The sequence below is a fragment of the Actinomycetospora sp. NBC_00405 genome, assembly GCF_036044095.1.
Lineage (GTDB): Bacteria > Actinomycetota > Actinomycetes > Mycobacteriales > Pseudonocardiaceae > Actinomycetospora > Actinomycetospora callitridis.
In genome coordinates, this window is the sequence record NZ_CP107938.1 from 5,474,882 (window position 1) to 5,488,527 (window position 13,646).

The 13,646-nt window shown below is 75.1% G+C and carries 14 protein-coding genes; 10 read left to right on the top strand and 4 right to left on the bottom strand.

What is annotated here, in order from left to right; all coding sequences use genetic code 11:
- Both OG774_RS26970 and OG774_RS26975 read left to right on the top strand, forming a co-directional pair.
- Nucleotides 1-1,032 carry an ABC transporter ATP-binding protein gene (locus OG774_RS26970; RefSeq protein WP_328305411.1) on the top strand — a complete coding sequence of 344 codons (1,032 nt, stop codon included), beginning with the start codon at nucleotides 1-3 and terminating at the stop codon, nucleotides 1,030-1,032.
- Complete coding sequence (locus tag OG774_RS26975) at nucleotides 1,029-2,051, top strand: ABC transporter ATP-binding protein (RefSeq protein ID WP_328305412.1); 1,023 nt, start codon at nucleotides 1,029-1,031, stop codon at nucleotides 2,049-2,051. The genes OG774_RS26970 and OG774_RS26975 overlap by 4 nt, the downstream gene beginning before the upstream one ends.
- A 101-nt stretch (nucleotides 2,052-2,152) precedes the next feature.
- Here OG774_RS26975 and OG774_RS26980 read toward each other — a convergent pair whose 3' ends face one another.
- Nucleotides 2,153-2,710, bottom strand: a complete 558-nt coding sequence (locus OG774_RS26980) for a GNAT family N-acetyltransferase (RefSeq protein ID WP_328305413.1) — start codon at nucleotides 2,708-2,710, stop codon at nucleotides 2,153-2,155.
- A 61-nt stretch (nucleotides 2,711-2,771) separates the two neighbouring features.
- Between OG774_RS26980 and mshB the strand changes: the two genes are divergently transcribed.
- The 6 genes from mshB to OG774_RS27010 all read left to right on the top strand — a co-directional run bounded on the left by mshB (nucleotide 2,772) and on the right by OG774_RS27010 (nucleotide 7,851).
- Nucleotides 2,772-3,635 (top strand): N-acetyl-1-D-myo-inositol-2-amino-2-deoxy-alpha-D-glucopyranoside deacetylase, encoded by an 864-nt coding sequence (mshB, locus tag OG774_RS26985; RefSeq protein WP_328305414.1) that lies wholly within the window; start codon nucleotides 2,772-2,774, stop codon nucleotides 3,633-3,635.
- Nucleotides 3,632-4,135: a hypothetical protein gene (locus OG774_RS26990; protein WP_328305415.1), complete on the top strand. Its 504-nt coding sequence runs from the start codon at nucleotides 3,632-3,634 to the stop codon at nucleotides 4,133-4,135. The genes mshB and OG774_RS26990 overlap by 4 nt, the downstream gene beginning before the upstream one ends.
- A gap of 29 nt (nucleotides 4,136-4,164) precedes the next feature.
- The gene (locus OG774_RS26995) at nucleotides 4,165-4,995 is read left to right on the top strand and encodes a hypothetical protein (RefSeq protein WP_328305416.1); all 831 of its coding nucleotides are present in this window, start codon (nucleotides 4,165-4,167) and stop codon (nucleotides 4,993-4,995) included.
- A gap of 204 nt (nucleotides 4,996-5,199) precedes the next feature.
- Complete coding sequence (fdxA, locus tag OG774_RS27000; RefSeq protein WP_274193902.1) at nucleotides 5,200-5,520, top strand: ferredoxin; 321 nt, start codon at nucleotides 5,200-5,202, stop codon at nucleotides 5,518-5,520.
- A 26-nt stretch (nucleotides 5,521-5,546) separates the two neighbouring features.
- Complete coding sequence (dapC, locus tag OG774_RS27005) at nucleotides 5,547-6,653, top strand: succinyldiaminopimelate transaminase (RefSeq protein ID WP_328311172.1); 1,107 nt, start codon at nucleotides 5,547-5,549, stop codon at nucleotides 6,651-6,653.
- 22 nt (nucleotides 6,654-6,675) lie between these two features.
- Nucleotides 6,676-7,851, top strand: coding sequence for an MFS transporter (locus tag OG774_RS27010; protein WP_328305417.1), 1,176 nt, complete (start codon nucleotides 6,676-6,678; stop codon nucleotides 7,849-7,851).
- Here OG774_RS27010 and OG774_RS27015 read toward each other — a convergent pair.
- Entirely contained in the window at nucleotides 7,842-8,507 is a 666-nt protein-coding gene (locus OG774_RS27015; protein ID WP_328305418.1) for a response regulator transcription factor, read from the bottom strand. The two genes, OG774_RS27010 and OG774_RS27015, sit on opposite strands and share 10 nt — an antisense overlap.
- Entirely contained in the window at nucleotides 8,504-10,537 is a 2,034-nt protein-coding gene (locus tag OG774_RS27020; RefSeq protein WP_328305419.1) for a sensor histidine kinase, read from the bottom strand. Before OG774_RS27020 ends, OG774_RS27015 begins: the two co-directional genes overlap by 4 nt.
- Before the next feature lie 132 nt (nucleotides 10,538-10,669).
- Here OG774_RS27020 and OG774_RS27025 point away from each other — a divergent pair, with 132 nt between their 5' ends.
- Together OG774_RS27025 and OG774_RS27030 are read left to right on the top strand one after the other, a co-directional pair.
- Nucleotides 10,670-11,392: a hypothetical protein gene (locus OG774_RS27025; protein ID WP_328305420.1), complete on the top strand. Its 723-nt coding sequence runs from the start codon at nucleotides 10,670-10,672 to the stop codon at nucleotides 11,390-11,392.
- A gap of 77 nt (nucleotides 11,393-11,469) precedes the next feature.
- A complete protein-coding gene (locus OG774_RS27030) occupies nucleotides 11,470-12,462 on the top strand; it encodes an IS481 family transposase (RefSeq protein WP_328305421.1) in 993 nt (330 codons plus the stop codon).
- Here OG774_RS27030 and OG774_RS27035 read toward each other — a convergent pair.
- Nucleotides 12,459-13,637, bottom strand: a complete 1,179-nt coding sequence (locus OG774_RS27035) for a cation:proton antiporter (RefSeq protein ID WP_328305422.1) — start codon at nucleotides 13,635-13,637, stop codon at nucleotides 12,459-12,461. The two genes, OG774_RS27030 and OG774_RS27035, sit on opposite strands and share 4 nt — an antisense overlap.
- Nucleotides 13,638-13,646 lie beyond the last annotated feature (9 nt).

The window sequence follows — 13,646 nt, forward strand, 5'->3', positions numbered from 1 at the left end:
ATGGCTGCTCTGCTGGAGGTCGAGGACCTGCGGGTCGAGCTCGGGCGCGGCCCGGAGACGGCGTCGGTGCTCAACGGCGTGAGCTACCACGTCGACGAGGGCGAGACCCTGGCCGTGCTGGGCGAGTCGGGGTCGGGCAAGAGCGTGACCGCGCAGACGGTCATGGGCATCCTCGACGCGCCGCCCGGCCGGATCACCGGCGGATCGGTGCGCTTCCGTGGCGAGGAGCTGCTCGGCGCCGACGAGGAACGCCGGCGGCTGCTGCGCGGCGAGTCGATGGCGATGATCTTCCAGGACGCGCTGTCGGCGCTGAACCCCGTCTACTCGGTGGGCTTCCAGATCGCCGAGCAGTTCCGCTTCCGCCGGGGGATGTCGCGCAAGGACGCGACGGCGCGGGCGGTGGAGATGCTCGACCAGGTCCGCATCCCGAACGCGAAGCAGCGCGTGAAGGAGTACCCGCACCAGTTCTCCGGCGGGATGCGCCAGCGCGCGATGATCGCGATGTCGCTGGCGCTGGACCCCGAGCTGCTGATCGCCGACGAGCCCACCACGGCGCTCGACGTCACGGTGCAGGCGCAGATCATGGACCTGCTCGACGAGCTGCGCCGCGAGCGAGGCATGGGGCTCGTGCTCATCACCCACGACCTCGGGGTGGTGGCGGAGGTCGCCGACCGGATCGCGGTGATGTACGCAGGGCGGATCGTCGAGCACGCCGACGCGGCGACGCTCTACGCCCGGCCCGGGCACCCGTACACGCGCGGGCTGATGGACTCGGTGCCGCGGGTCGACGACCCGGGCCACGGAGCGGGCGCCCCGTTGCGGCCCATCCCCGGGCTGCCGCCGAGCCTGGCGGCGATCCCGAACGGATGCCCGTTCCACCCGCGCTGCGCGTACGCGCAGGACGAGTGCGTCGACGACGTCCCGCCGTTGCGGGAGCTGGGTGACGGGCACCAGGCGGCCTGCCACTTCGCCGAGCGCTTCGTCGCCGAGGGGACCGATCGTCCGACGACCCATGAGGTGGTGTCCCGGTGAGCGAGCCCATCCTGGCCGTCCGCGACCTGGTCAAGCACTTCCCGATCACGCGGGGCGTGCTGTTCCGCCGGACCGTCGGGCACCTGCGCGCCGTCGACGGGGTCTCGCTGGACCTCCACCCCGGCGAGACGCTCGGGGTGGTGGGCGAGTCGGGCTGTGGGAAGTCGACGCTCGCGCAGGTCCTGATGCGCCTGATCCCGCCGACCGCGGGCACCGCGACCTTCGAGGGCGAGAACCTCTTCGCCAAGCGGGGCGCGGCGCTGACGGCCTGGCGGCGCGACATGCAGATCGTCCTGCAGGACCCGTACACGTCGCTGAACCCGCGCAAGACGGTCGGCGACATCCTCGGCGAACCCTTCGACATCCACCCCGAGGTGGCGCCGAAGGGCGACCGCCGGCGGCGGGTGCAGGAGCTGCTCGAGGTGGTCGGGCTCAACCCCGAGCACATCCGGCGCTACCCGCACCAGTTCTCGGGCGGGCAGCGCCAGCGCATCGGGATCGCGCGGGCGCTGGCCCTGCGGCCCAAGGTGATCGTGTGCGACGAGCCGGTGTCGGCGCTCGACGTGTCGATCCAGGCCCAGGTGCTCAACCTGCTCGGCGACCTGCAGCGCGAGTTCGGGCTGGCGTACCTGTTCATCGCCCACGACCTGGGCGTCGTGCGCCACCTCTGCGACCGCGTCGCGGTGATGTACCTGGGCTCGATCGTGGAGACCGGGAGCGCCGAGGAGATCTACCAGCGCGCGAGCCACCCGTACACGCAGGCGCTGCTGTCCTCGGTCCCGGTGCCCGACCCCTCGCTGCGCGGGCGTCGCGAGGCGATCCGTCTTACCGGCGACGTCCCCCTTCCTTCTGGCCGCAGCCCTGCGGACCCACCCTCGGGCTGCCGGTTCCGCACGCGCTGCCCGAAGGCCCAGCCCGTGTGCGCGGAGGAGCCCCCGGCCCTCGAGGTCCGGGCGTCCACCGACCACCCCGCGGCGTGCCACTTCGCCGAGCCCCCGCACCTGGTCCGGACGGAGTAGTGCCGATCGGTCAGCGGCGGACCGTCGCAGACACTGAACGTCCGTAACGCCACGCGCTCGATGTGACCAGGCGCGTGTGGCGCTGGCGCGCGCTCGTCCGGTCAGACGAGCTGCCCGTCGCGGGCGAGCACGGTCGCGGCCGGCCACGCCGACAGCGGCCGGCCCACGGCGTGCACCATCGCCGGGCCGGGGTCGACGCGGGTGCGGTGGTGGGTGTCGATGAGACGCACGCTCACGCCGGGCAGCCGCGTCCAGCCCGCGGCGCGGTAGAAGCCCTCGACGTCGGGCCCGCACGACACGAAGCCGAACGGGATGTCGAGGTCGACGAGGGTCGCCACCACGCGCGCCATCAGTTCCCGGCCGAGACCGCTCCCGTGCCGGTCGGGGTCCACCGCGACGAGGCCCACGTCGCCGACCAGGACGTCGGGGCCGTCGGGGAGCGCCCGCAGGAACCGGCGGATGACCCCCGCGTGCGCCACGGGGGTCTCACCGGCGCGCGCGACCACCCGCAGCTCGGGACGGGCGCCGACCCAGCTCCGGCCGTCCGTGAACCGGTCCGCCTCTGCGGTGTAGGCACGAGCCAGGAGGGCCGCCAGCGCCCCGTGCGCCGCGTCGTCCAGCTCGGTCTCCCACGACACCGACCAGGTCAGGTCCGTCACGCCGCCAGTCTCGTCCCACCCGGCGCGGACGCGCACGCCCGGACGGCCTAGCGTGCCGGGCGTGAGCCTGCTGCTCGTCCACGCCCACCCGGACGACGAGACGATCACCTGCGGCGGGCTGATGGCGCTCGCGGCCGGCGCCGGGGTGCCGGTGACCCTCGTGACCTGTAACCGCGGCGAGCTCGGCGAGGTGATCCCGCCCGGGCTCCGGCACCTCACCGGCGACGCGCTCGGCGAGTACCGCGAGGGCGAGCTCGCCCGGGCCTGCGCGGCGCTGGGCGTCACCGACCACCGCTGGCTCGGCGGCGACGGGACCGGGGTCGGACCGTGGCACGACTCGGGCATGGTGCTCGCGGGCGCGGGCATCCGCGCCGCCGCCCCGGCCGCGCTCGAGGCCGGTGCCTTCGCCGCGCCCGAGGCGTTCGGGGCGCAGGTCGAGGCGCTGGTCGCGGTCCTGCGCGAGGTCGACCCGACCGTGGTGATCACCTACGACGCGGGCGGCGGCTACGGCCACCCCGACCACGTCCGCGCCCACGAGGTGACGACGGCGGCGGTCGCGGCCGTCGACCCGGACGCCACGCGGATCTCGGTGGAGGCGACCGCGGCGGCGCACGACGAGGTCGACGCCGGCCTCGCCGCCCTGCGCCGGCGGACGTGGCTGCCGCTGCCCGTGCCGCCGGTGGAGGACCTGCCGACGGTGCCGGACGCGACGATCACTTCGCGGATCGCGCTGGACGGCGCGCGCGTGGCCAAGCTCGCCGCCCTGCGCGCCCACGCCACCCAGATCGCCGTCCACGACGACGGCCGCGAGCCGCCGGCCTACGCGCTCTCCAACGACCTCGCCCAGCCCGTCCTGCCCACCGAGTGCTTCGTGCACCTCCGGGGCCCGGCGGGCGGCCTCGACGCCCTGCTCCCGCCTCGGTGACCGCACCCGACGAGAGCAGCGAGGGCGTCCCCGACCGCGCAGGGAGCAGCGAGGGCGTCCCTCGCTCCACCACCCACCGGCCCCGGCGCCGCCCGGTCCTCGCCGTGGTCGTGGTGGTGATCCTCGCCGTCGACGCGATCCTGCTGGCCTGGACCGAGATGGCGTGGCTGACGGTGCGCACCGAGGCCACGGCGTTCCCGCTCCCGCTGTCCGCGCTGGTCGCGGCCCTGACGACGCCGCTGCTCGTGCTGGCCGCCGACGCCGCGATGCCCCGGTCGGCGGCCCTGTTCGCCCCGCTGGGGACGTGGACGCTCACGATCGTCGGCGCGGGGCTGTGGAGCCCCGCGGGGGCGGGCGTGCTCCCGCCGGACTGGCGCGCGGTCCTGCTCCTCGCCGCCGGCGTCCTGCCCGCGCTGGTCGTCGGGATGCGCCGTCCCGGGCGCCACGACCCCCTCCCGCCCGCCCCCGGACCCGTGGGACAGGACACCGGGGACGGTTGAGCGGCGCGGCGGTCGGGAACCGAGCGGCCATGCCCGCCATCCCGGACGACCACGTCGTCCGCGTCCTGCGCCCCTTCGTGGCCGCCACCGGCCCCGTGCTGCGGGGCCTGCGTGACGCCGACCCGTTCCGGCTCGGTCGCCTCGCCCGCCGCCGTGCCCTCGAACTGCAGGAGAGCGGCGGTCGTCCCCCCGAGGAGGCGCCGACCACCCGCCGGGGGAAGGCCGCCAAGGTCGTGCGCACCGGGCGGGCCCGGGCGCTCGACCGCCTGGCCACCTCGAAGCTCCCCGGCACCCCGCGCTGGCAGACGATGAGCCCCGAGGAGCGCGACGACTGGTGGGTGTCGCGGGTCGGGCGCTTCACCTCCGTCGTCGCGTCGATCCCCGGGATCGGGGGCGCGCTGGCCCGCCGGCTGCCGGTGTCGGACATCCTCGGCCTCGCCGCGCAGGGCCTCGTGATCTGCGCGATCGCCGGCGAGCACGGACTGGGCGGCCGCGACGAGCAGGTGCGGCTGCTGGCGTCGGTGCTGTTCGGGCGCGACGTCGACCCGTCCCGCCACGGCGACCCCCACGCCGCCGACGTCGAGCGCGAGGCCGGCGAGCTCAGCGGCACGGTGGGGCAGGAGAAGGAGGAGCGGGGCCGGCTCTCGGCCCTGGCCCGGGCGGTGTGGCGGATGGGGAGCACGCTGTGGGGCCTGCAGTCCGAGCTCGACCGGCGCCCGAAGGGCAACCGGGCCTGGCGGACGCTGGCCAACGTGCCCGTCGTCGGCGCCGTCGGGAGCTACCGCAGCGAGCGTTCGGGGCTCAAGCGCGCGGCCCGCGCCGCGGCGCGCTGGGTCGCCCGTGAGCAGGGACGACGATGACGGTGGACAACGCCGCACGTCGCGGGGACGGTGGAGGGTGTGGCGGCTGACACGGCCCGGAGGACCAATCGGACCCTCCCCGCACGGGCGTGACGCGGCGGCGACCGGAATACTCGCCGCAGGCGTCCCCCGTGGGCTCCGCATGACACCACCATGGGCGGGCCGGGGTACGCCGGACGACGCGAGTGAGGAGCAGGAGCAGACGTGACGTACGTGATCGCAGAACCGTGTGTCGACGTGCTCGACAAGGGTTGCATCGAGGAATGCCCTGTCGACTGCATCTACGAAGGGGGCCGGATGATGTACATCCACCCCGACGAGTGCGTCGACTGCGGGGCGTGCGAACCGGTCTGCCCCGTCGAGGCCATCTACTACGAGGACGACGTCCCGGACCAGTGGTCGGTCTACACCCAGGCGAACGTCGACTTCTTCGACGAGCTGGGGTCGCCGGGCGGTGCCTCCAAGGTCGGCAAGGTCGACCGTGACGCGGGCCCCGTGCCCGCGCTCCCGCCGCAGGGGGAGTGAGTCCGAGGGGGTCCGTCGGCGTGGGGGTGCGTTTCCCCGCGCTGCCGGACTTTCCGTGGGACAGCCTCACCGCCGCGGCGGCCGTCGCCCGCAGCCACCCGGACGGCGTAGTGGACCTGTCGGTCGGCACGCCGGTCGACCCGGTGCCGACGGCGATCGGCGACGCCCTGGGCGCCGCCTGGGACTCCCCGGGCTACCCGCAGACCTGGGGCACCCCGGCGCTGCGGGAGGCGGCCGTCGGTGCGCTGGCGCGCCGTCACGGCGCCGGGCGCACCGAGGGCGAGGCCCTCGACCCGGACGCGGTGCTGCCCACGATCGGCTCCAAGGAGCTCGTTGCCTGGCTGCCGACGCTGCTCGGCCTGGGTCCTGGCGACGTGGTCGCCTTCCCCGACCTCGCGTACCCCACCTATGAGGTCGGCGCGCAGCTCGCGGGCGTGGAGCCGGCACGGGTCGGTGACGACGAGCCGCTGCCCGACGGCACGCGGCTGGTCTGGCTGAACTCCCCGTCGAACCCCACGGGTCGCGTGCTCGACGCCGGCGCGCTGGCCGCACGTGTCGAGGAGGCCCGGGCGCTGGGCGCGGTGGTGGCGTCCGACGAGTGCTACCTCGCCCTGCCCGGGCGCGGCGTCGTCACGACGTCCGTGCTGGACCCCGTCGTGCACGGCGGCAGCGTCGAGGGTCTGCTCGCGGTCCACTCGCTGTCGAAGACGTCGAACCTCGCGGGCTACCGCGCCGGCCTCGTGCTCGGCGACCCCCACCTCGTGGCCGGCCTGCTCCAGGTGCGCAAGCACGCCGGGATGATCGTGCCGCGTCCGGTCCAGGAGGCGATGACGGTCGCGCTGCGCGACGACGAGCACGTCGCCGCGACCCGCGCGCGCTACGACGCCCGCCGCGACGTCCTGCGCCCGGCGCTCGAGGCCGCCGGCCTGCGCGTCGAGCACTCCCGGGCGGGCCTGTACCTGTGGGCCACCGCCGACGAACCCTGCCGCGCGACCGTCGACCGTCTCGCCGGGCGCGGCATCCTCGTCGCCCCCGGCGAGTTCTACGGTCCGGCCGGCGGGGCGCACGTCCGCGTGGCCCTGACCGCCTCCGACGAGCGCATCGCCGCGGCCGCGGAGCGACTGGCGGGGTGATTCCGACGTGCCGGACACCTCGATGACCGAGACCCGACCCGCCGTCCGCCCGGTCGTCGTCCTCCTGGCCGTCCTGGCGCTGGGCGTCAATCTGCGCGCGGCGCTCTCGGCCTACCCTCCGCTGCTGGAGACGATCCGCGCCGACCTCGGCCTGTCCGCCGGGTTCGCGGGGCTCGTGCAGGCCGCGACGATCCTGATGATGGGCGCCGGCTCCTTCGCCGCGCCGATCCTCGCGCGGCGCGTCGGCCGCGAGCAGGCCGCGGCGCTGGGCATCGCGGCGATCGCGCTCGGCTCGGCGACGCACGGGGTGCCGGCCGCCCTGACCCTCGTCGCCGGCAGCCTCGCGATCGGGCTCGGCATCGGCGTCGTCGGGGTGGCGATCACCGGCGTCGTCCGCGACCACCTGCCCGAGCGGGCCGGCGCCGCCACCGGCCTCTACACCGTGTCGATGATGGGCGGGGCGACGGTCGCCTCGTCGACCGCGCTGCCCCTGGAGGAAGCGCTCGGCGGGTGGTGGTGGGCACTGGCGGCCTGGACGGTGCCCGCCGTGCTCGCCCTCGTCGTGTGGTGGCCGGCCACCCGTCGCCTGCACGACATCCCCGCGGCGGCGCCGGTGCGCCTGCCGTGGCGCAACCGCTTCGCCCGCCTCGCGGTGCTGTTCCAGGCGATGTCGTCGGTGCAGTTCTACGGATGGCTGACGTGGCTCGCCCCCTTCTACGAGGCGCAGGGGTTCTCGACCGCCCGCGCCGCGGTGCTGCTCTCGGTGTGGAACGTCGTCCAGATCCCCGCCGCCCTGCTGGTGCCGCTGGCCGCGGAACGGCGCCGCGCCTGGGCGCCGTGGGCGGCGTTCTGCGTCGTGTGCGGGGCGATCGGCGTCACCGGGACCCTCGTCGCCCCGGTGCTGCCCGTCGTCGGGCCCTGGGTGTGGGTCGTGCTCGCCTCGGTCGCCGTGGGCGCCGGGTTCCCGCTCGGCCTCGCCGTGGTCGCGTGGCGCACCCCGGACGGGGCCACCTCGGCGTCGGTGTCGGCGCTGACCCTCGGCTCGGCCTACCTCCTCGCCGCCGTCGCGCCGCCCGTGATGGGCGTGCTCATCGACCTCGCGGGCTTCCGCGCGGCCCTGGCGGTCATCGCCGCGGGCGTCGTGGTCCAGGGCGTCGCGGTGGTGCGCCTCGGACCGCGCCGGGTCACCTACACCTGACCGGCGCCGCCCAGCCCCGCGCGCCGGGCTCGGGCGACGGCCTCCGCCCGCCCGCTGACGCCCAGCTTGGCGAACACCGACGACGCGTGGTTGGTGACCGTCTTCGGCGCGAGCCCGAGCCTCGTGCCGACGGCCGTGGTGGTCAGGCCCGCGGCGAGCAGCTCGAGGACCTGGCGCTCCCGCGGGGTCAGCTCCCCGAACGGCTCGGCGGACCGGTCGGTCCCGGCGAGGAGGCCCAGCACGCGGCGGGCGATCCCCGGCCCGAAGATCGCCTCCCCGGCCGCCACCGCGTGGATGCCGCGCACGATCTCCTCCTGGGTCGCGCCCTTGAGCAGGTAGCCGTGGGCGCCGGCGCGCATCGCGGCGAAGACGGTGTCGTCGTCGTCGAACATCGTGAGCATCAGGACCGCGACCGACGGCGCCGCCCGCAGGACCTCGGTGGCGGCCGCGACCCCGTCGAGGTCGGGCATCTGCACGTCGAGCACGAGGACGTCGGGGGTCTCGGTCACCGCTGCGCGGACGGCCTCCCGGCCGGTCGCCGCCGTCGCGACGACCTCGAGGCCCGGCACGGACGACAGCAGCGCGGAGAGCCCGTCGCGGATGATGGGGTGGTCGTCGGCGATGACGACACGCAGGGGTCCCCGGGCGCCGTTCACAGCGGCAGCCTCGCGGTGACCCGGCCACCCCCGCGCACCGGCCCGGCGTCGAGGGTGCCGCCGAGCTCGGCGACCCGTTCCCGCATCGACGTCAGCCCGACGCCCGGGGTCCAGGACCCGGTCGACGGCGCCGGCGGAACCCCGTCGTCGGTGACCGCCAGCTCGAGCGCCCCGTTGTTCGTGATCCGGACGTCCACGTGCGACGCGGCCGCGTGCCGGACCGCGTTGGTGACCGCCTCGACCGTGATCCGGTACGCCGCCGCCTCGACCGCGGCCGACAGGGGCGGGAGATCGCCGTCCTCGTGCACGGTCACCGTCACCGCGTCCCCGCCCAGCCCGTCGACGTGGCGCCGGAGCGCTCCGACCAGGCCGAGCTCGTCGAGGGCGGGCGGCCGGAGGGCGTAGACGAGGCGGCGGACGTCGTCGATCGCGTCGGTGGCCGCGGCCCGCAGCGCCCGCAGCAGGGCCTCCGCCCGGGGCGGGTCGGTGGTCAGGACGTTGCCGGCGGCGTCGGCGGAGAACGCGATCCCGGTGAGCGCGGGACCGAGGCCGTCGTGGAGGTCGCGGCGCAGGCGGCGGCGTTCCTCCTCCCGGGTGCCGACGAGCTCCTCCCGCGCGCGCTGCACCACCGCCGAGAGCCGCGTGGCGTGCGCGGCGACGGCCAGCGGGACGGCCAGCAGCTCGAGGGCGGCCCGGTCGGCGTGCTGGAGGGCGCCCTGACCCCGGCGGACGCCGACGACGAGCTCCCCGACGTCCTCGCCGTGGTAGCGCAGGGGGAGCGTCTCGGTGGTGGTCGGCCCCGTCGGCTCCGTGCCGTGGGCCGCGGTCACCTCGCCGTCCCGGCGGACCGCGACGTAGGGCAGCCGCAGCGCCTCGGCGACGGCGCCCAGGACGTCGTCGGGCTCCGTCCCGGCGCGCAGGCGGTCGCCCATCCGGGAGAGGGCGCGCACGGGGTCTGCCCGGTCGCCGTAGAGGGCGCGGTCGACGACGCGCTGCAGGCGCACGCGCACCGGGTTGAAGCCGACGGCGATCACCAGGGTGGCCAGGACGCTCGTGCCCGGACCCGAGGCGACGAGCCCGCCCTCGCGGCGCAGCAGCACGTCCGCGACGGCGACCAGCGCGAGGTAGACGCCCACGACGCCGACGGTCAGCAGCGCGTAGAGGACCGTGCGCGAGAGCACGAGCCGGATGTCGAGCAGCTGGTGGCGCAGCACGGCGATCGTCATCGCGGCCGGGATCAGGGCGATGGCGAGCAGCTGCAGGACCGGTCCGGCGTCGAAGAGGCCCCAGGGCACGAGGACGACGATCGTCAGCACCAGAGCGAGCACCAGCCAGAGCAGCTGCCGGCGGCGCTGCTCGTCGCCGCGGCGGTAGCGCACGACCAGGCCGACGACGGCCGCGACGAGCACCAGCAGCTGGAGGAGCTCGGACACGGTCCACAGGGGTGCGAGGGCGGCGTAGCCGTCGATCACGAGCCACGGCCGCAGGAGCCGCCCCACGACCTGGCCGGGTTCGGTGCCGACGTTGAGCACGAACAGGACCGACGCCGCGGCCGTGACACCCGCGACCGCCCGCCAGACCCGTCCGGGCAGCAGGCCGTCGGGGAACACGAGCAGCGCCAGCGGCAGGAAGAGCGCGATCGACCAGGGCCAGGCGAAGGCGAAGACCGTGTCGAGCGTCCGCAGCACCGGCTCGGGCCACGCCCGGTCGGCACTGAGCATTACCAGGGGCGCCGCGGCGGCCGTCGCCGTCTGGCTCACCCCGGCCGCCAGGAGGAGCCAGCCGAGTGCGCGGGAGGGCCGCTGCCAGGCGATCAGGACGCCCGCGGTGGCGCACGAGAGGCCGATCGCGATGTTGGTGACGACGAAGCCGTCGACGGCCTCGGCGAGCGAGACGCCGGCCAGGCCCGCCACCACGACGGCGACGACGATCTCGAGCACGACGAGCGCGAACAGCCCCCAGGCGACGACGGTCGAGCGCCGGCCGGGGGTCCCGTCGCTGGTCCCGTCGCTGGTCACGGCCGTGGTCACGGTGCCGAGTGTGGCCGATCGGGCACGCGGTTGTCCCCGGTCGGGGTCCCGGTCCGACCCGGGTGACGGCCCGGTCCGGATCGGGAGTGCACCCCCGTCCGGCGGGATGCCCGGCAGCGGACCGTCATCGGCATGACCTTGCCTCTTCCGCTGCCCCTGCCTCTCTCGCCCGCCTGGCGGCGCACCGCCCTGATCGTCACCCCGATCGGCCCGCTCGCGATCGCCGCGCTGCGCTGGCTGCTGCCCTACGACACCACCGACGAGCCCGCGACCCTGATCGCGAAGGTCGCGTCCCACCCGGGCGCCCAGTCCGCCGTGCTGTGGCTGAGCCTGCTCGCCCTGCTCACCCTGCCGCTCGGCATCCTCGTGGTCGGCGCGGTCGCCGTGCGGGCCCGCCCCGTCCTGGGCACGGTCGCCGCCGTCCTCGCGTGGTTCGCCTTCGCCACCCTGCCGTTCCTGGTGGGCCCCGACCAGGTCGCGCTCGCCGGCGTCGAGGCCGGGCTGCCGAACGCCACCACCGCCGCGCTGCTGACCGCGTCCGTCGTCCACCCCGTGAGCACCGCGGCCACCGTGCTCTGGGTGGCCGGCCACATCCTCGGCCTCGTCCTGCTCGGAGTGGCGCTCCGGGGCGCGGTCCCGTGGTGGGCCGCGACCGCGCTGATCGTGTCGCAGCCGCTGCACTTCGTCGTCGCCGTGCTCGCGCCGAACCACCTGCTCGACGGGCTCGCCTGGCTGCTCACCACCATCGGGTTCGCGGTCACGGCCGCGGTGGGGGTCGGCTCGGGACCCGCGGCGCCCGTGACTAGGTGTACTGACCGGACACGTTGGTTGAGTGCGTGTGACGACACGGTCTGAATGATCTTGAGGGGAGGACCTCTCGGGAGTGCTGTGGAGCTGTCTGACGGCATCCGCTCACCACCGGGAGGTCCTCCGTGACCCACGCTAACGCTGCGCTGACTCCGCGAGCTCGATTGAAGCTGGCGCGTCTGATCGTCGAGGACGGCTGGCCGATCGCGAGGGCCGCCGAGCGGTTCCAGGTGTCCTGGCCGACCGCGAAGCGCTGGCGGGATCGCTACCTCGAGCTCGGTGCGCCCGGCATGGCCGACCGGTCTTCGCGCCCGCATCGGATGCCGCGGCTGACCCCGCAGCCGGTGGTGCGCAAGATCGTGCACCTGCGCTGGAAGCAGCGCCTCGGGCAGCTCGAGATCGCCGCCCGGCTCGGGCTGGCGGCCTCCACGGTGCACCTGGTGCTGCGCCGCTGCGGGATCAGCCGGCTCAACCAGGTCGACCGGGCCACCGGAGAACCGGTACGCCGCTACGAGCACCCCCACCCCGGCTCACTGATCCACGTCGATGTGAAGAAGCTCGGCAACATCCCCGACCAGGGTGGATGGCGCTTCCACGGTCGCCAGGCCGGCAACAAGAACCGGGCGGCGACCCCGGGCAAGCCCCGCAACCGTCACCACAACCCGATGATGGGCACCGGGTTCGTGCACACCGTGCTCGATGACCACTCCCGGGTGGCCTACGCCGAGATCCACGACGACGAGAAGGCCCTGACCGCCATCGGGGTGCTGGATCGGGCGGTGGCCTGGTTCGCCGCCCGCGGCGTGGTCGTCGAGCGGGTCCTGTCCGACAACGGCTCGGCCTACAAGTCGTACGCCTGGCGCGACGCCTGCCGCGAACTCGGGATCACTCCGAAGCGGACCCGGCCCTACCGGCCACAGACCAACGGGAAGATCGAACGCTTCCACCGCACCATGACCGCCGGCTGGGCCTTCCGACGCCTCTATCTCAGCGAAACCCAGCGACGGAAGGCCCTACCCGGCTGGCTACACGAGTACAACCACCACCGGCCCCACAGCGCCATCGACAGGCAAGCCCCGATCACCCGCTTGACCAACCTGTCCGGTCAGTACAACTAGGAGGTCGACGGCCGCAGTGGGCGGGTGAGCCGGCCGTGCACCGGCTCGACGACCCGGGCCGCGATCGGCCCCAGGATCGCCATGAGCAGCACGTAGGTGGTGGCCAGCGGGGCGAGGCCGGGGTCGACGGTCCCGCTGGCCAGCGCCAGCCCGGCGATGACGATCGAGAACTCCCCGCGCGCCACGAGCGCGGCCCCCGCCCGCCATCGTCCGAGGCGCCCGACCCCGATCTGGCGCGCCGCGAACCAGCCCGCGCCCAGCTTGGTCGCCGTCGAGACGATCGCGAGCACGATCGCGGCCGGCAGGACGGCGGGGATCTGCCTCGGGTCGGTGTTCAGGCCGAACACCACGAAGAAGATCGCGGCGAACAGGTCGCGCAGCGGGGAGAGCACCCGGGTGGCGTTCTCCGCGGTGTCCTCCGAGATCGCGATCCCGAGCAGGAACGCCCCGACGCCCGCGGAGACCTGCAGCTGCGAGGCGATGCCGGCCACGAGCAGCGCGATACCGAGCACGCGCAGCAGGAAGACCTCGGAGGTCGGCGACTCCACCACGGCCGACACCGCGCGCCCGAACCGCAGCGCGACGACGAGCACGACGATCAGCAGGCCGACCGCGATCGCGACCGTCCGCAGCCCGGCGACCAGGCCGAGCGCGGCGAGCGCGGCGGTGGTGATCGGCAGGTAGAGGGCCATCGCCAGGTCCTCCATGACGAGCACGGAGAGCACCGCCGGGGTCTCCCGGTTGCCCAGCCGGCCCAGATCCTCGAGGACCTTCGCGACGATCCCGGACGACGACACCCACGTCACGCCGGCCATCGCGAGCGCGCCGAGGGGACCCCAGCCGAGGATCAGCGCCGTGATCGCCCCGGGCGCGGCGTTGAGGACCATGTCGACGATCCCCGCCAGCCAGGACCGCCGCAGGCCGCCGACCAGGTCGGAGGCGGAGTACTCGAGACCGAGGAGCAGGAGCAGGAGGACGACGCCGACCTCGCTCGCCACACCCGTGAACGGCTCGATGCCCTCGAGGGGCAGGACGCCGCCCACACCGAACGCGAGCCCGCCGAGCAGGTAGAGCGGCACGGGCGAGATGCCGAGGCGCCCGGCGACGCGACCGAGGATGCCGAGCCCGAAGAAGAGCGCGCCCAGCTCGATGAGCGAGAGGGCGGTCGTGTGCACGGGTGGGGC

Excerpts from the sequence above, each read along its gene's own strand:
- OG774_RS26970 (WP_328305411.1), top strand. The coding sequence starts at position 1 with ATGGCTGCTCTGCTGGAGGTCGAGGACCTGCGGGTCGAGCTCGGGCGC.
- OG774_RS26995 (WP_328305416.1), top strand. The coding sequence starts at position 4,165 with ATGCCCGCCATCCCGGACGACCACGTCGTCCGCGTCCTGCGCCCCTTC.
- OG774_RS27010 (WP_328305417.1), top strand. The coding sequence starts at position 6,676 with ATGACCGAGACCCGACCCGCCGTCCGCCCGGTCGTCGTCCTCCTGGCC.
- OG774_RS27025 (WP_328305420.1), top strand. The coding sequence starts at position 10,670 with ATGACCTTGCCTCTTCCGCTGCCCCTGCCTCTCTCGCCCGCCTGGCGG.